The organism is Streptomyces sp. NPDC014727 (assembly GCF_043083485.1).
GTDB lineage: Bacteria > Actinomycetota > Actinomycetes > Streptomycetales > Streptomycetaceae > Streptomyces.
This window is the reverse complement of sequence record NZ_JBIBYR010000010.1, coordinates 135284-151197: the sequence shown is the minus strand read 5'-3', so window position 1 is coordinate 151197 and position 15914 is coordinate 135284. Positions and strand designations below refer to the sequence as shown.

The window sequence follows — 15914 nt, the reverse complement described above, 5'->3', positions numbered from 1 at the left end:
GATGACCGAATCGTCAGTGCGTGGAATCAGCCTTATCTCTGTCCGAAAAACGCGAACGGGGGCCAATGGCGGTCGCCCCGTTGACGCCGGAGACTCCCACGACGACCGGTGTGCGCTCCTGCCCCTCGTCCCCCTCCTTCCCCATCTGCGTGTCCAGGGGCCGCTGTTGGGCCCCGTCCACCGATGAGCGCACCGCCTCGGGCACCCCGCCCCGGCCGCGGTGACGACGATAGCGCGGCGGTACGAAGCGTTCCGCCCAGTACGGCGCGTGCGGGGTGAAACGCGGCATCAGCAGCAGTACGAGGCCGAGCGCGCTCAACCCCATGATCACCAGCACGATCCACAGGGAAGCCGAGTGCACGGAGTAGCCGACCGCGCCGAAGGCGATCAGGGCCGACCAGAAGTACATGATCAGCACGGACCGGCTGTGCGAATGGCCGATCTCCAGCAACCGGTGGTGCAGATGCCCGCGGTCCGCGGCGAACGGCGACTGACCGTTCCAGGTGCGTCGCACGATCGCCAGCAGCAGGTCGGCTGCCGGGATCGCGATGATGGTCAGCGGCAGCATCAGCGGGATGAAGACCGGCAGCATCGCGTGGGTGGCCTCGCGCTCGCTGCCCGCGAAGAGCTTCATCGTGTCCGGGTCGACCTGCCCGGTGACCGAGATCGCCCCGGCCGCCAGCACCAGGCCGATCAGCATCGAGCCCGAGTCGCCCATGAAGATCCGGGCCGGATGCATGTTGTGCGGCAGGAAGCCCAGGCACATGCCCATCAGGATGGCCGTGAAGAGTGTCGCCGGAGCCGCCGCCTCGATCATGTGCCCGTACCAGAGCCGGTACGTGTACAGGAAGAACGCCGCGGACGCGATGCAGACCATGCCCGCCGCGAGACCGTCCAGACCGTCGACGAAGTTGACCGCGTTGATGGTGATGACGACCAGGGCGACCGTGAGCAGCGTGCCCTGCCACTGGGTGAGCGCGACGGTGCCGACGCCGGGGATCGGCAGCCACAGGATCGTCAGGCCCTGGATCACCATGACCGCGGCGGCGATCATCTGCCCGCCGAGCTTGATCAGCGCGTCGATCTCGAACTTGTCGTCCAGAACGCCGATCAGCCAGATCAGCGCGGCGCCGGAGAGCAGCGCCCGCGGCTCGTTGGAGAGTTTGAAGACCCAGTCGAGGTTGTACAGATGGGCCGCGACGATCAGTCCGGCGCACAGCCCGCCGAACATGGCGATGCCACCGAGCCTCGGTGTCGGTTCTCGGTGGACGTCGCGCGCACGGATCGCGGGCATCGCCCCGACCGCGATGGCGAACTTGCGCACCGGGCCGGTCAGCAGATAGGTCACCGCGGCCGTGACACAGAGCGTCAGCAGGTAATCACGCACGGGCTGCCCCACAGAATTCGCCGGCCATCTCAGCCCCTCACCTTAACTACGTCGGACTCATGGTCGAGGACACTGCGGCAGGGCCGTTGGTTGCATGGGACACGTCTACCCCGGATAGGGCGGATATTTCCGGGCCAGTTCCCGGACCTCGGCGCGGATGTCGCCCTCCTCACGCACAGCCGCCCCGAAGAGCACCGCCAGCCGCGCCATGTCGGCGTCACCCATGCCCTGGGTGGTCACGGCCGCGGTGCCGAGCCTGATGCCCCGGGCGTCCCCGTACGGAAGCGCGCAGGTGTCCAGCACCAGGCCGGCCGCCACCAGCCGGGCACGGGCGACGGGGCCGTCGACGCCCAACGGGGCCGGGTCCGCGACGATCAGATGCGTGTCCGTGCCGCCCGTGGTGATGTCGAAGCCCTCGGCCTCCAGACCGGCGGCCAGCACCCGGGCATGGGCCACCACCCGATGGGCGTATGCCGTGAACGCCCCGGTGGCCGCCTCCCCGAAGGCGACGGCCTTCGCGGCCACCGTGTGCATCTGCGCGCCGCCCTGGGTGAAGGGGAACACCGCCCGGTCGATCCGCTCGGCCAGCTCCGCGCCGCACAGGATCATCCCGCCGCGCGGACCGCGCAGCACCTTGTGCGTGGTCGCGCAGACCACGTCGGCGTACGGGACGGGGCTCGGCGCCGCTCCCCCGGCGATCAGTCCCATCGGGTGCGCGGCATCGGCGATCAAGTACGCGCCCACCTCGTCGGCGATCTCCCGGAACAGCTCGTAGTCGGGGTGGCGGGGGTACGAGATCGAGCCGCTGACGATCGCCTTCGGGCGGTGCGCCCGCGCCAGGGTGCGCACCTGTTCGTAGTCGATCAGGCCGCTCTCGGAGTCCACCCCGTAGCCGATGAACTCGAACCAGCGGCCGGAGAAATTGGCGGGCGAGCCATGGGTGAGATGTCCGCCGTACGGGAGTCCCATCGCCAGCACCGTGTCACCGGGGCGCAGCAGAGCCGCGTAGGCGGCGAGGACGGCGGAGGAACCGGAGTGCGCCTGGACGTTGGCGTGTTCGGCGCCGAAGAGCGCGGTGGCCCTTCGGCAGGCGATGCGTTCGGCGGCGTCGGCCTGGTCGCAGCCGCCGTGGTGGCGGGCGCCGGGGTAGCCCTCGGCGTATTTGTTGGCGAGCGGCGAGCCGAGTGCGGCGAGGACCGCGGGCGAGGTGAAGTTCTCGGCGGCGATCAGCTGCAGGGTGCTGGACTGCCGGTGCAGCTCCTCCAGCAGCACGGCGGCGATCTCCGGGTCCTCCCGGAGCAGGGCACCGAAGTCCTGCGGCAGGGCGGCCCCGGCGGCGGAGGGGGGTGCGGCGGGAGTGGTGACCGGCATCGATGAACTCCGGGCCTGGGGAGGGTGCGCTGGCGTCAGCTCCAATGTAGGCCCGTGACGGGCCTCCTGCCCGCTGTGCGGCGACGTCGTCCACCCGTTGGGCCCTGGGTACCCGGCCGACGTGTACGGCCGTCGGAGTGGCGCCCGTCAGTGCGGGGCCGGCACCCCGGTCAGCGCGGTGACGACCGGGTCGAGGGCCTGGTTGATCTCGTCGCCGATGGACCGGAAGAACGTGATCGGGGCGCCGTACGGGTCGTACACCTCGTCGGCCTCGGCGGTGGGGGCCAGCAGCCAGCCGCGCAGCGCGGCCGCGGCGCGGACCAGTGCGCGGGCGCGCTCGACCACGCCCTCGTCGCGCGGGTCGGGCAGCGTGGCGGGGTCTATGGCCCGGACCAGCCGGGTGAATTCCTTGAGGGTGAAGGTCCGCAGCCCGGCCGAGTGACCCATCGAGATCACCTGTGCCCGGTGGTCGCGGGTGGCGGTGAGCACCAGGTCGGCGCGGATCACATGTTCGTCGAGCAGTTCCCGGCCGACGAAGCCGGTGGTGTCGGCGCCGAAGTCGGCGAGGACGATCTCCGCGTTGGCCTCCATGGGGGCGCCTTCGTGGCCCCAGGTGCCCGCGCTCTCCACGATCAGCCCGCCCTGACGCGGATCGCCGAGGCGGTCCACCAGGGCGTGCCGGGTGAGCCGCTCGGTGATCGGTGAGCGGCAGACGTTGCCGGTGCTGACGTGGAGGATGCGGAAGGTGTCGGACTGCCCCGCTATGCCACGCCCCTCAGGGGCGGTCAATTGGCCACCTCAAGGTCGGGTACCACCTTGCGGAGCTCCTCCACGGAGAGCGCGCCGGCGCGCAGCAGCACGGGGATCCTGCCGGTCACGTCGACGATGGACGACGGCACGATGCCGGGCGTCGGGCCGCCGTCGAGGTAGACGGAGACGGAGTCGCCGAGCATCTCCTGGGCCGCGTCGCAGTCCTCGGGGGCCGGGTGTCCGGTGAGGTTGGCGCTGGAGACGGCCATCGGGCCGACCTCGGTGAGCAGCTCGATGGCGACCGGGTGCAGCGGCATCCGGATGGCGACGGTGCCGCGGGTGTCGCCGAGGTCCCACTGCAGCGACGGCTGGTGCTTGGCGACGAGCGTGAGGGCGCCGGGCCAGAAGGCGTCGACGAGCTCCCAGGCCTGTTCGGAGAAGTCGGTGACCAGCCCGTGCAGCGTGTTCGGGGAGCCGATCAGGACTGGCGTGGGCATGTTGCGGCCGCGCCCCTTGGCCTCCAGCAGGTCGGCGACGCCCTCGGAACTGAAGGCGTCCGCGCCGATCCCGTACACGGTGTCGGTGGGCAGCACGACCAGTTCGCCGCGGCGGACGGCCGACGCGGCCTCACGCAGACCCGTCGTACGGTCGGTCGCGTCGTTGCAGTCGTATCGCCGTGCCATCAGCCGGCCTCCTCAAGCGTGTACAGGTATGGCGGGTACGGGTCGTGCGGGTGGTGGCCGCCGGTCACGGCATGGCCTTGCGGGCCGTGGCGAACCGCGGCCGGTTGTTCAGGTCGGGGTGGTCGGCCGCGTCGGCCCAGCCACGTTCCTCGGTGAAGATCCACGGCACCTGGCCGCCCTGGGTGTCGGCGTGCTCGATGACGACGAGGCCACCGGGGCGCAGCAGACGGTGTGCGGTGCGTTCGATGCCGCGGATGGTGTCGAGGCCGTCCTCGCCGGAGAACAGGGCCATCTCCGGGTCGTGGTCGCGGGCCTCGGGTGCCACGTACTCCCATTCGGTGAGCGGGATGTACGGCGGGTTGGAGATGACCAGGTCGACCTGGCCGTCGAGCTCGGGAAGGGCCGTGAGCGCGTCTCCGTGGTGGACGGTGACCCTGGACCCCTCGGCGTTCTTCCTGGTCCACCTGAGGGCGTCGTCGGAGAGCTCCACGGCGTGCACGCGGGAGCGCGGCACCTCCTGGGCCATGGCCAGGGCGATGGCGCCCGATCCACTGCAGAGGTCGACGACGACCGGCTCGACGACGTCCATCGCGCGCACCGCGTCTATCGCCCAGCCGACGACCGATTCGGTCTCCGGCCGGGGCACGAAGACGCCGGGACCCACCTGGAGCTCCAGGTAGCGGAAGAAGGCGCGTCCGGTGATGTGCTGCAGCGGTTCGCGGGCCTCGCGGCGGGCGATGGCCTCCCAGTACCGGGCGTCGAAGTCCGAGTCCGGCACACGGTGCAGCTCGCCCCGCTTGACGCCGTGCACGAACGCGGCGAGTTCCTCCGCGTCGAATCGCGGTGAAGGCACACCGGCGTCGGCCAGCCGCTGGGTGGCCTGGGCCACCTCGGCGAGCAGCAGGTTCATCGCGGTTCTCCGTACGGGGTTACGGGCGGGGCGGGTCTTGCACTTATGCGGCGGCGAGCTTGGCGGCGGAGTCGGCGTCGACACAGGCCTGGATCACGGAATCCAGGTCGCCGTCGAGCACCTGGTCCAAGTTGTACGCCTTGAAGCCGACGCGGTGGTCCGAGATCCGGTTTTCCGGGAAGTTGTACGTACGGATCTTCTCGGAACGGTCGACCGTACGCACCTGACTGCGCCGTACGTCCGAAGCTTCCTGCTCGGCGGCCTCCTGCGCGGCCGCGAGCAGACGCGAACGCAGGATGCGCATGGCCTGCTCCTTGTTCTGGAGCTGGCTCTTCTCGTTCTGGCAGGAGGCGACGACTCCGGTCGGCAGGTGGGTGATGCGGACCGCCGAGTCCGTGGTGTTGACGGACTGGCCGCCGGGGCCCGAGGAGCGGTAGACGTCGATACGGAGATCGTTGGCGTGGATCTCGACGTCGACCTCCTCGGCCTCGGGCGTGACGAGCACACCGGCGGCGGAGGTGTGGATGCGGCCCTGGGACTCGGTGGACGGCACCCGCTGCACGCGGTGCACCCCGCCCTCGTACTTCAGCCGGGCCCACACACCCTGGCCGGGCTCGGTGGCGCCGTTGCCGCCCTTGGTCTTCACGGCGACCTGGACGTCCTTGTAGCCGCCGAGCTCCGACTCGGTGGAGTCGATGATCTCGGTCTTCCAGCCGACGCGCTCGGCGTAGCGCAGATACATCCGCAGCAGGTCACCGGCGAACAGGGCGGACTCGTCGCCGCCCGCGCCCGCCTTGATCTCCAGGAGCACGTCCTTGTCGTCGCTGGGGTCGCGCGGGACCAGGAGGAGGCGGAGCTTCTCGGTGAGCTCTTCGCGCTGCTTCTCCAGATCCTTCACCTCGGCGGCGAAGTCGGGGTCGTCGGCGGCGAGTTCACGGGCCGTCTCGATGTCGTCCCCGGCCTGCTTCCAGGAGCGGTACGTGCCGACGATCGGGGTCAGCTCGGCGTAGCGCTTGTTGAGCCTGCGCGCGTTGGCCTGGTCGGCGTGGACCGCCGGGTCCGCGAGCTTCTTCTCGAGATCGGCCTGTTCACCGATCAGTTCCTCGACCGCCTCGAACATCTTCGGGCTCCTGGTTTCTTCACTCAAACGTGCCTGCTGGACGATGCCGGCCGGGCGGGGATACGGGCCGCGCACCCCCGGCCGGAAAAAACGCCGGTTCCGACGCCCCCGGGAAGAGGGCGCCGAGAACCGGCGCAGTGGCTCGCTACTTGCTGGCGGAGCCGGCAGCCTTGCCGAAGCGGGCCTCGAAGCGGGCCACGCGGCCACCGGTGTCGAGGATCTTCTGCTTGCCCGTGTAGAACGGGTGGCACTCGGAGCAGACGTCGGCGCGGATGGTGCCGCCGTCGATGGTGCTCCGGGTCGTGAACGACGCGCCACAGGTGCAGCTGACCTGCGTCTCGACGTACTCGGGGTGGATGTCGCGCTTCAAGGGTTTCTCCTAGGTTCGGGAGGGCACCGGGTCGTCCGCGCGGATTGCGCGTCCGTGAACCGGGGCCGACGTACCAGTCTGCCAGGACCGGCCGTATCTCCCAAAACCGGGGGCGGGCCGCAACTATTCCCGGCCCGCCCGGTCACCGCACGACGCTGCCCGCGACGCCCTTGTCGCCCGCCGACTTCTCGGTGGCGGAGGCGGGGATCGCCTTGTCCTGCTTCAGCGCCGTCCAGACCTGCTGCGCGGACTCCTCCAGCGGTACGACGCGGTTCGGGTCGGCCGGGTCGTACTGCACGGGCAGGGTGACCATGTGGACGTTCTTCGCGCCGAGCCCCTTGAGGCCGTTGGCGAAGCCGGTGAGCTGCTGGACCGAGCCCAGGTCGGAGTCGGTGGTGATGGCCTTGGTCGCCGTGTCCGCGAGGTCGAAGAGGGTCTTCGGATTCGAGAACACCCCGACGCTCCTGACCTGTTCCATGAGCGCCTTGATGAATGCCTGCTGGAGCTGGATGCGGCCGAGGTCGCTGCCGTCGCCGACGCTCTTGCGGGTACGGACGAGCCCCAGCGACTGCTCGCCGTCGAGGGTGTGGGTGCCGGGCTCCAGGTCGAGATGGCTCTTGGAGTCGTGGATCGCCCGGGTGGTGGTGATCTTCACACCGCCCAGCTGGTCGATGAGCTTCTTGAAGCCGGTGAAGTCGACTTCGAGGTAGTGGTCCATGCGGATACCGGACATGGACTCGACGGTCTTGACCGCGCAGGCCGGTCCGCCGACCTCGTACGCCGTGTTGAACATCGCGCGCTGCTGGCCCGCGACGGGCTTCCCCGTCGTGTCACCGGTGCATTCCGGCCGGGTGACGAGGGTGTCGCGCGGGATGGAGACGACCGAGGCCGTCCTGTGGCCCTTGTTGACGTGCACGACCATCGCGGTGTCGGAGCGGGCCGTGCCCTCGTCGGCGCCGTACTCGGAGTTCGCGCCGGAGCGGGAATCGGAGCCGAGCACGAGGATGTCCTCGGAGCCGTTGTCGACGTTGTCGGGGCGGTCCTTGCCGAGCGCCGCGTTGATGTCGACGGCCTTGAGATTGCCGTTGAGCTTGAAGTAGGCGTATCCGAGCCCGCCGCCGCCGACGATCACGGCGGCTGCCAGGGTCCAGATCGCCGCCACCTTGGCCCGGTGGCGTCGGGACGGCTTCCTCCGGCGTTTGCCGGTGGGGCGTATTCGGCCGCCGCTCCCGCTCTGCTCGGTCATCCGTCTCCTTCGGTCGTCAGCTTCTCCCGGCTACCCCCTGCAGCGGTGTTCGGGCAGCGAGTCGTCACCTTGGGCGACTTGTCGTCACTTCGTACGACGTCGCGGTACGCAGAAGGGTTGCACAGCGACCTGTCACTTCCGCGTGAGGACAAAAGGGACGCGGAGCCTTGACGAACAGCTGGTGATCCCGCGCTCACCTGCGGTTTCTTGTTCTGTACAGACATCATGGCGGCAGCCGTGGTCGCGACCGTCATGTGGCGAAGGTCTCGGATCGGCCGAAAAGGCCGGATCGGTTGCGTCACATGCGTGGACGTCACGACACAGGGCCGCCCCCGTCACCGGAGTGACGGGGGCGGCCCTGTTGTTCGGCCCTGCTGTCCGGCCTCTGTCGTTCGGCCGGTCCGGGTGCGACGTCAGTCGTTGCCGTTGCCCGGGGCCGGCGTCGTCTTCTGGATCTGGAGCAGGAACTCCGCGTTGGACTGGGTCTTCTTCATCCGGTCCAGGAGGAGCTCGATCGCCTGCTGCTGGTCGAGCGCGTGCAGCACCCGGCGCAGCTTCCAGACGATCGCCAACTCGTCGCTGCCGAGCAGGATTTCTTCCTTGCGGGTGCTGGACGCGTCGACGTCCACCGCCGGGAAGATGCGCTTGTCCGAGAGCTTCCGGTCGAGCTTGAGCTCCATGTTGCCGGTGCCCTTGAACTCCTCGAAGATCACCTCGTCCATCCGCGAACCGGTCTCGACCAGCGCGGTGGCCAGGATGGTCAGCGAACCGCCGTCCTCGATGTTGCGCGCGGCACCGAAGAAGCGCTTCGGCGGGTAGAGCGCGGTCGAGTCGACACCACCGGACAGGATGCGTCCGGAGGCGGGGGCCGCGAGGTTGTACGCACGGCCCAGACGGGTGATGGAGTCCAGCAGGACGACCACGTCGTGACCCAGCTCGACGAGACGCTTGGCGCGCTCGATGGCCAGCTCGGCGACGGTGGTGTGGTCCTCGGCGGGACGGTCGAAGGTCGAGGAGATGACCTCGCCCTTCACCGACCGCTGCATGTCGGTGACCTCTTCCGGACGCTCGTCGACCAGGACGACCATCAGGTGGCACTCGGGGCTGTTGACCGTGATGGCGTTGGCGATCGCCTGCAGGATCATGGTCTTGCCGGTCTTCGGCGGGGCCACGATCAGGCCTCGCTGGCCCTTGCCGATCGGTGCGACCAGGTCGATGATCCGCGTCGTCAGGACGTTGGAGTCGGTCTCCAGGCGGAGCCGGTCCTGCGGGTAGAGCGGGGTCAGCTTCTGGAACTCCGGGCGGCCGCGTCCGGTTTCGGGCGCCATGCCGTTGACCGAGTCGAGGCGGACCAGGGCGTTGAACTTCTCGCGCCGCTCGCCGTCCTTGGGCTGGCGCACCGCACCGGTGACGTGGTCACCCTTGCGCAGGCCGTTCTTGCGGACCTGGGCGAGCGAGACGTACACGTCGTTCGGGCCCGGCAGGTAGCCGGAGGTCCGGATGAACGCGTAGTTGTCGAGGATGTCCAGGATGCCCGCGACGGGGATCAGGACGTCGTCGTCGGAGACGGGGACCTCGTTGGCGAATTCCTCGCGGCCACGACGGCCACGACGGTCGCGGTAGCGGCCACGGCGACCGCGGCGGCCGCCCGCCTCGTCGTCGTAACCGTCGTCCTGCGGTCCGCCGCCCTGCTGGCCCTGGCGCTGCTGGCGCTGGCCGCCCTGCTGGCCCTGCTCGTCACCCTTGCCACGGCGGTCGCGCTGGCGGTCGCGGCGCTCCCCGCGCTCACCGCGCTCCTGACGGTCGCCCCGGTCGCCGCGCTGTCCGCGGTCCTGGCGGTCGCCACGGCGGCCCTCGGCCGTGTCCGCGGCGGCTTCGGCCTTCGCGTCGGCGCGCTCGTCGCTCTTCGGCTCGGCCTGCGCCTCCGCCTTGGCCTCGGTGGCCGGCTTGCTCTCCGCCTTGCCCTCCGGGCTGCCCGCCTGAGCGGTCGCACGGCGCCGACGGCGCTCGCCCGTGGGCTGGTCGTCGCTGGCCGGCTGGCCGGGGATGTCGATCTGCTGCTGGGCCGCGGCCTTCTCGGCGGGCGCGGCGGCCGCGGGCTCGGCCCCGGTGCGCGCCTTGGAGGTGGCACGGCGCTTCGGCTTGGTCTCGGCATCCGCGGCGGGCGCGGCGGCCTTGGGCGCGGCGGTGCTACCGGCCTGCGCCTCCTTGATGACCTCGATCAGCTGGCCCTTGCGCATCCGCGCAGTGCCCTTGATGCCGAGGCCGGACGCGACCTGCTGCAGCTCGGCCAGGACCATGCCGTCAAGGCCGGTGCCGGAGCGGCGGCGCCGTGCGGTGGTGCCAGTGGCAGCACCTTCGGCGGGCGCAGCGCTGTCGACACTCTTGTCGGCAGTCACGCCCATCAGATCGGTGGTGTCGCTCACGAAGGGTCCTTCCCTGGAGCGGACGTCGGCCTTCTGGCTCGGCGACCGGTTGTGCTGTCCGACTGCGGTCTTTTTCTTGCGGACCGTGCCGGGGCGGTGGTCCGCCGGGTACGGCGGAGAAATGAAGGTGTGCATGGGTCCGGCGCGAGCATCCCCCTGCTCGGCCCACTCCTGGACAAGCGAGGGGTGTCGTGCCGGTTCCGGAGCGTGCACGAAACTGCTCAGGCAGGCTGCTCAGGCAGTTGGGGAGGCTCCCGGAAGAAATGTGGTCCCGGAAAGGGACACGAAGCAACGCGCCACATAGACGTCGGTTGCAGACTTGAGGTTAACACTACCGGCTCCAACAAACATTCCCCCTCTCACTCACCGGCAATCACTTCTCGGCTACGGGGCGAGCGGCAGCACGCTCGCACCCGGGGCGTCGAGCGTGAGCCGATTGGCCGCCCATCCCTCGCCCGCCAGCCGTGCGACCTTGTCGGCCGCACCGTCCTCGGCCAGTGCGAGCACGGTCGGCCCGGCACCGGAGATGACCGCGGGCACGCCGTCGGCACGCAGTCGGTTCACGAGTTCCACGCTCTGCGGCATCGCCGGCGCGCGGTACTCCTGGTGCAGCCGGTCCTCCGTGGCGGTGAGCAGCAGTTCGGGGCGCCTGGTCACGGCCTCGACGAGAAGCGCGGCGCGGCCGGCGTTGAAGGCGGCGTCGACGTGCGGGACCGAGCGCGGCAGCAGCCCGCGGGCGGTCTCGGTCAGGACCGGCTTGCCGGGGACGAAAACCACCGGAACGATGGAATCTGCGGGATCCATCCTGATCGCGTGGGCCGATCCGCCGTCCATCCAAGCCAGTGTGAAGCCGCCGAGCAGGCAGGCCGCGACATTGTCGGGGTGACCCTCGATCTCGGTGGCGAGTTCCAGCAGCGCGGCGTCGTCGAGCCGGGCGTCACCACCGGTCGTCACGGCTCGGGCGGCGACGATGCCGGCACAGATGGCGGCGGAGGAGGATCCCAGGCCGCGCCCGTGGGGGATGCGGTTGGCGCAGACGATCTCCAGGCCGCGGGGCTGCCCGCCGAGCAGGTCGAAGGCGGTGCGCAGGGAGCGTACGAGGAGGTGGCTCTCGTCGCGGGGCAGCGTGTCCGCGCCCTCACCGGCGATATCGATGTGCAGTCCGGAGTCGGCTACGCGGACGACGACGTCGTCGTACAGCCCCAGCGAGAGGCCGAAGGCGTCGAAACCGGGGCCCAGGTTGGCGCTGGTCGCGGGGACGCGCACCCGGACGGCGGCGGCTCGGAAGGCGGGACCGGCCATCGGTTGGACGACTCTCCTTGTGAGGCAGCGGGGGTGGTGGAGCGATTTCTCGACAGTGGCGGTGGTCGTGGCGACGGGGAGTGGGATTCCGGGGAAACCGGCGGCCACAACGGCCCTTGCACCGCGGCAGATGCGGCGGGGCGGGTTGGGTACAGCTTATCGAAGGAAGGTTCTGTGGCGACATAGGGCGCACAGGAGGCGCACGATGCGTGTCGCCCGCCTCCTATGCGCTCTCCGCCCCGAAAAAGGACGGTTGAGCTGGGTTCTTACCGGGATCCCCGCCGGCGGTGAGCCGGGCGTCCGACGGGGCGGGCCGGGCTCCCGCCGGCAGCTGAACCGGGTTGCGCCGTGGGGGCCCGGAACTGTGAGCTCCTCTTACGCGAGACCCAGCTTCTCGGCGGCGGTGGCCGCGTCGACCGGGACCGTGACCGGCTGCGGAGCGCCCGCGACGGCCCAGTCGGGGTCCTTGAGCCCATTGCCGGTGACCGTGCACACGATCTTCTGGCCGGGGTCGACCTTGCCCTCTTCGGCGGCCTTCAGCAGACCGGCGACGGACGCGGCCGAGGCGGGCTCGACGAAGACACCCTCCTGGGAGGCCAACAGGCGGTAGGCGGCGAGAATCTGGCGGTCCGTCACCTCATCGATGAAACCGCCCGATTCGTCCCGGGCGTTCAGCGCGTACTGCCAGGAGGCCGGGTTGCCGATCCTGATCGCGGTGGCGATGGTCGACGGGTCCTTGACGATCTCGCCGCGGACGATGGGCGCGGAGCCGGAGGCCTGGAAGCCCCACATGCGCGGAGTGTGCGTGGACATGCCGTCCCCCGCGTACTCCCTGTAGCCCTTCCAGTACGCGGTGATGTTACCCGCGTTGCCGACCGGGAGGACGTGGATGTCCGGTGCGTCGCCGAGCGCGTCGACGATCTCGAACGAGGCGGTCTTCTGGCCCTCGATACGGACCGGGTTGACCGAATTGACCAGCGCCACCGGGTAGTTGTCCGAGAGCGAGCGGGCCAGCGTCAGACAGTCGTCGAAATTGCCGTCGACCTGGAGGATCTTGGCGCCGTGCACGAGCGCCTGGCCCATCTTGCCGAGCGCGATCTTGCCCTGCGGCACGAGGACGGCGCACACCATGCCGGCCCGCACCGCGTACGCGGCGGCGGAGGCGGAGGTGTTGCCGGTGGAGGCGCAGATGACGGCCTGCGCGCCCTCCTCCTTGGCCCGGGTGATCGCCATCGTCATACCGCGGTCCTTGAAGGAGCCGGTGGGGTTGGCGCCCTCGACCTTGAGGTGCACCTCGCAGCCCGTGCGCTCGGAGAGGACCTGAGCGGGGACGAGCGGCGTACCGCCCTCACGGAGCGTGACGACAGGCGTCGTGCTCGTGACCGGAAGGCGGTCCCGGTACTCCTCGATGATGCCGCGCCACTGGTGGGTGCCCTTGCTGGTCATGGGTCCTTACTCCCCTTCAACACGCATGATGCTGGCGACACCGCGCACGGTGTCGAGCTTGCGCAGCGCCTCGACGGTCGCCGAGAGGGCGGCGTCGGGCGCGCGGTGGGTGACGACGACGAGAGACGCCTCGCCGCCTCCGTCCGCCCATCGCCCGCCGCCGCCCTGCTCGATGGCGACTTCGTCGCCGCTGCTTGAATTTCTGCCTTGCTGGCGGACGGTGTCGATCGATACGCCCTGTTCGGCGAAGACCGTCGCGACCTGGGCGAGCACGCCGGGCTTGTCGGCCACGTCGAGGCTGATGTGGTACCGCGTGACGACCTCGCCCATGGGGCTGACCGGCAGGCGCGTGTACGCGGACTCGCCGGGGCCGGTGGCCTCGTTGAGTTTGTTGCGGCAGACCGCGACCAGGTCGCCGAGGACCGCGGACGCGGTCGGCGAGCCACCGGCGCCGGGGCCGTAGAACATCAGCTGTCCGGCCGCCTCGGCCTCGACGAAGACCGCGTTGTACGCCTCGCGGACCGAGGCCAGGGGGTGGCTCAGCGGAATCATCGCGGGGTGCACGCGCGCGGTGACGGACTGCCCGTCGGCGGCCCGCTCGCAGATGGCGAGAAGCTTGACGGTGCAGCCCATGCGGCGGGCCGAGACGATGTCGGCGGCGGTGACCTCGGTGATGCCCTCGCGGTGCACATCACCGATCCTGACCCGGGTGTGGAAGGCGATCCCGGCGAGGATCGCGGCCTTGGCGGCGGCGTCGAAGCCCTCGACGTCGGCGGTCGGGTCGGCCTCGGCGTATCCGAGGGCGGTGGCCTCGTCGAGCGCCTCGGAGTATCCGGCTCCGCTCGTGTCCATCCGGTCGAGGATGAAGTTGGTGGTGCCGTTCACGATGCCGAGGACCCGGTCGACCTTGTCACCGGCGAGGGACTCGCGCAGCGGCCGTACCAGCGGGATGGCACCGGCCACGGCGGCCTCGTAGTAGAGGTCCCGGCCGTGCTGCTCGGCGGCGCCGTGCAGTGCGGCGCCGTCCTCGGCCAGCAGCGCCTTGTTGGCGGAGACGACGCTCGCGCCGTGCTCGAAGGCGGTGGTGATGAGCGTGCGGGCGGGCTCGATGCCCCCGATGACCTCGATGACGACGTCGATGTCGCCCCGTTTGACCAGGGCTGTCGCATCGGTGGTGATCAGTGCGGGATCGATGCCCTCGCGCACTTTGGACGGTCGGCGCACGGCGACACCGGCGAGCTCTACCGGCGCGCCGATGCGCGCGGCGAGGTCGGCGGCCTGCGTCGTCATGATGCGCGCCACCTCTGAGCCGACCACTCCACAGCCCAGCAGCGCCACCTTCAGCGGACGCGTACGCATCATCCGACCTCGTTTCCTTTACATCTGTTGTATGGACCAGTCTCACTCACCGGACGAGCGTTCCTGCCGTCCGTCCGGATCCTGAGACATCTACGGGGGTCCGGGGGTGTACCCCGGGAAAATCGACATCAGCCGACATCGAGACGCAGGAGATCTTCCTCCGTCTCGCGCCTGACGATGACACGCGCCTCTCCGTCGCGCACGGCGACGACGGGCGGGCGCAGGGCGTGGTTGTAGTTGCTCGCCATCGAGCGGCAGTAGGCACCGGTGGCGGGGACGGCGATCAGGTCACCGGGGGCCAGGTCGGACGGCAGGAAGGCGTCCTTGACCACGATGTCGCCGCTCTCGCAGTGCTTGCCGACGACGCGGGCGAGCATCGGCTCGGCGTCGGAGGCGCGCGAGACGAGCGCGACGCTGTACTCGGCGTCGTACAGCGCGGTGCGGATGTTGTCCGACATGCCGCCGTCGACGCTGACGTACGTACGCAGCCCCTCCAGGGGCTTGATCGTGCCGACCTCGTACAGCGTGAACGCGGTCGGGCCGACGATGGCGCGGCCCGGCTCGACGGAGATCCGCGGGGTGGCGAGCCCGGCCGCCTCGCATTCGCGGGTCACGATGTCGCCGAGCGCCTTGGCGATCTCGTGCGGCTCGCGCGGGTCGTCCTCGGAGGTGTAGGCGATCCCCAGTCCGCCGCCCAGGTCGATCTCGGGCAGCTCGACCCCGTGCTCGTCACGCACCTCGGCGAGCAACTGCACCACGCGCCGGGCGGAGACCTCGAAACCGGCCATGTCGAAGATCTGCGAGCCGATGTGCGAGTGGATGCCGATCAGATCGAGCCCGTCCAGGGTGAGCGCCCGGCGCACCGCCTCGGCGGCCTGGCCGTCGGCCAGCGCGATCCCGAACTTCTGGTCCTCGTGCGCGGTGGCGATGAACTCGTGGGTGTGCGCCTCGACACCGACGGTCACCCGGATCTGTACGCGCTGCCGCTTGCCGAGCCGCTGCGCGACGTGCGCGACCCGGGCGATCTCCTGGAAGGAGTCGAGCACGATCCGCCCGACGCCGACGGTGACCGCCCGCTCGATCTCCTCGACGGTCTTGTTGTTGCCGTGGAAGGCGATGCGCTCGGCGGGCATCCCGGCGTCCAGCGCACAGGTCAGCTCTCCTCCGGAGCAGACGTCGAGGTTGAGCCCCTCCTCCTTGAGCCAGCGCACGACGGCCCGCGACAGGAACGCCTTTCCGGCGTAGAACACATCGGCGTCCCGTCCGAAGGCGTCGGCCCAGGCCCGGCAGCGGGCCCGGAAGTCGCTCTCGTCGAGGAAGTAGGCCGGAGTGCCGAACTCCTCGGCCAGTCGCGTCACTTCGATCCCGCCGACGGTGACCGTGCCGTGCTCGTCACGGGCGACCGTACGGGCCCAGACCTTCTCGTCCAGGACATTGAGATCGGCGGGCGGGGCCGTGTAGTGCCCTTCCGTCATGACATCGGCGTGGCGGGGCCCGGCGGGGTGTGCGGATCGGCTCATCGTGTTGCTCTGTTCTCTCGGGTC

At 70.1% G+C, this 15914-nt stretch carries 13 protein-coding genes; all 13 read right to left on the bottom strand.

The window, feature by feature from the left end:
• Positions 1–13 precede the first annotated feature (13 nt).
• A complete protein-coding gene (locus ACF1B9_RS18070) occupies positions 14–1399 on the bottom strand; it encodes an MraY family glycosyltransferase (RefSeq protein WP_391741820.1) in 1386 nt (461 codons plus the stop codon).
• 93 nt (positions 1400–1492) lie between these two features.
• On the bottom strand, positions 1493–2758 hold the full coding sequence (gene glyA, locus ACF1B9_RS18065) for a serine hydroxymethyltransferase (protein WP_391741818.1): 1266 nt from the start codon (positions 2756–2758) through the stop codon (positions 1493–1495).
• Positions 2759–2905: 147 nt separating this feature from the next.
• Complete coding sequence (locus ACF1B9_RS18060) at positions 2906–3547, bottom strand: protein-tyrosine-phosphatase (protein WP_351077777.1); 642 nt, start codon at positions 3545–3547, stop codon at positions 2906–2908.
• Complete coding sequence (locus tag ACF1B9_RS18055; protein ID WP_351077780.1) at positions 3544–4191, bottom strand: L-threonylcarbamoyladenylate synthase; 648 nt, start codon at positions 4189–4191, stop codon at positions 3544–3546. The genes ACF1B9_RS18060 and ACF1B9_RS18055 overlap by 4 nt, the downstream gene beginning before the upstream one ends.
• A gap of 64 nt (positions 4192–4255) precedes the next feature.
• A complete protein-coding gene (prmC, locus tag ACF1B9_RS18050; RefSeq protein ID WP_365690095.1) occupies positions 4256–5101 on the bottom strand; it encodes a peptide chain release factor N(5)-glutamine methyltransferase in 846 nt (281 codons plus the stop codon).
• A 43-nt stretch (positions 5102–5144) separates the two neighbouring features.
• The gene (prfA, locus tag ACF1B9_RS18045) at positions 5145–6221 is read right to left on the bottom strand and encodes a peptide chain release factor 1 (protein ID WP_093894461.1); all 1077 of its coding nucleotides are present in this window, start codon (positions 6219–6221) and stop codon (positions 5145–5147) included.
• Positions 6222–6366: 145 nt separating this feature from the next.
• Positions 6367–6591 (bottom strand): 50S ribosomal protein L31, encoded by a 225-nt coding sequence (rpmE, locus tag ACF1B9_RS18040; RefSeq protein ID WP_019764351.1) that lies wholly within the window; start codon positions 6589–6591, stop codon positions 6367–6369.
• 142 nt (positions 6592–6733) lie between these two features.
• Positions 6734–7837, bottom strand: a complete 1104-nt coding sequence (locus ACF1B9_RS18035; RefSeq protein WP_391741816.1) for an LCP family protein — start codon at positions 7835–7837, stop codon at positions 6734–6736.
• A gap of 413 nt (positions 7838–8250) precedes the next feature.
• Positions 8251–10263, bottom strand: coding sequence for a transcription termination factor Rho (gene rho, locus ACF1B9_RS18030; protein ID WP_391741815.1), 2013 nt, complete (start codon positions 10261–10263; stop codon positions 8251–8253).
• A 384-nt stretch (positions 10264–10647) separates the two neighbouring features.
• Entirely contained in the window at positions 10648–11565 is a 918-nt protein-coding gene (thrB, locus tag ACF1B9_RS18025; RefSeq protein ID WP_391741813.1) for a homoserine kinase, read from the bottom strand.
• A gap of 375 nt (positions 11566–11940) precedes the next feature.
• Complete coding sequence (gene thrC, locus ACF1B9_RS18020; protein ID WP_391741812.1) at positions 11941–13011, bottom strand: threonine synthase; 1071 nt, start codon at positions 13009–13011, stop codon at positions 11941–11943.
• A 6-nt stretch (positions 13012–13017) separates the two neighbouring features.
• Positions 13018–14373: a homoserine dehydrogenase gene (locus ACF1B9_RS18015; RefSeq protein WP_391741811.1), complete on the bottom strand. Its 1356-nt coding sequence runs from the start codon at positions 14371–14373 to the stop codon at positions 13018–13020.
• A 125-nt stretch (positions 14374–14498) separates the two neighbouring features.
• Positions 14499–15890 carry a diaminopimelate decarboxylase gene (gene lysA / locus ACF1B9_RS18010; RefSeq protein WP_391741809.1) on the bottom strand — a complete coding sequence of 464 codons (1392 nt, stop codon included), beginning with the start codon at positions 15888–15890 and terminating at the stop codon, positions 14499–14501.
• Between the last annotated feature and the right edge of the window lie 24 nt (positions 15891–15914).